The sequence below is a fragment of the Natronorubrum sulfidifaciens JCM 14089 genome (assembly GCF_000337735.1).
Lineage (GTDB): Archaea > Halobacteriota > Halobacteria > Halobacteriales > Natrialbaceae > Natronorubrum > Natronorubrum sulfidifaciens.
On record NZ_AOHX01000027.1, the window covers coordinates 1 to 421 of the forward strand.

Consider the following 421-nt stretch of genomic DNA (forward strand, 5'->3'; position numbering starts at 1 on the left):
CGAAGACTAAACACTCCTCAAGACCGATAGCGAACAAGTAGTGTGAACGAACGCTGAAAAGCACCCCACAAAGGGAGGTGCAATAGGGCGTGAAATCAGTTGGCGATAGAGCGACAGGGCACAAAAGGTCCCGTATTGAATGAATCAGGTGCGAACCTGTAGTAAGCCGTATGGGAAGCCGGTGTCCTGTCGTACGTTTTGAAAAACGAACCAGAGAGGGTGCCTGTTTGACGAGTCTAACCGGATCATCCGGGAAGGCGCAGGGAAACCGATATGACCGCAGTGCTTTGCACCAGGGTCACCGTGTTCAAGCGCGGGGAGTCAAACGGGCACGACCCGAAACCGGACGATCTAGGCGTGGACAAGGTGAAGCGTGCCGAAAGGTGCGTGGAGGCCTGTTAGAGTTGGTGTCCTACAATAC

1 rRNA gene is annotated in these 421 nt (G+C 54.2%); it reads left to right on the plus strand.

Features of this window, described 5'->3' with window-relative positions:
• A 23S ribosomal RNA gene (locus tag C495_RS17225) occupies window positions 1-421 on the plus strand; the annotation flags it as partial.